The sequence below is a fragment of the Streptomyces hilarionis genome (assembly GCF_024539675.1).
GTDB classification, from domain to species: domain Bacteria; phylum Actinomycetota; class Actinomycetes; order Streptomycetales; family Streptomycetaceae; genus Streptomyces; species Streptomyces hilarionis.
Genome location: NZ_JAHHIT010000655.1, coordinates 1 through 295, shown reverse-complemented (window position 1 = coordinate 295; position 295 = coordinate 1). Strand labels below are relative to the sequence as shown.

Below are 295 nucleotides of genomic sequence, written 5' to 3'. Positions count from 1 at the left end.
GTCACGTAGCGTTCGATCAAGCTATCTCAACGTTGGTCTGAAGCGACTAAGGTAGCTGTTAAGCAGATCAAAGCGCGCCTGTTCATCGGTGGAAGGCTCCGGCGCTGATGTCTCGCCCTGTCTCCGCCATTCGATAACTCTGTCCCAAATTCGCCACCTCCGAGTCTCTAAAGAGTAGGCGCAGTCGCTTAGTCCGATACAGAGCAGGTAAGCCTGCTCTGCCGTCAGCAGATGCTCGTCATTACCTTTGCCGAACATAATCCCGCCGTCATGGAGCATCCGGATACATAAGGCA

1 protein-coding gene is annotated in these 295 nt (G+C 53.9%); it reads right to left on the bottom strand.

What is annotated here, in order from left to right:
- Positions 1–21: 21 nt before the first annotated feature.
- On the bottom strand, positions 22–295 hold a 274-nt coding region (locus KMS84_RS39890; RefSeq protein ID WP_256921548.1), incomplete at its 5' end, for a hypothetical protein.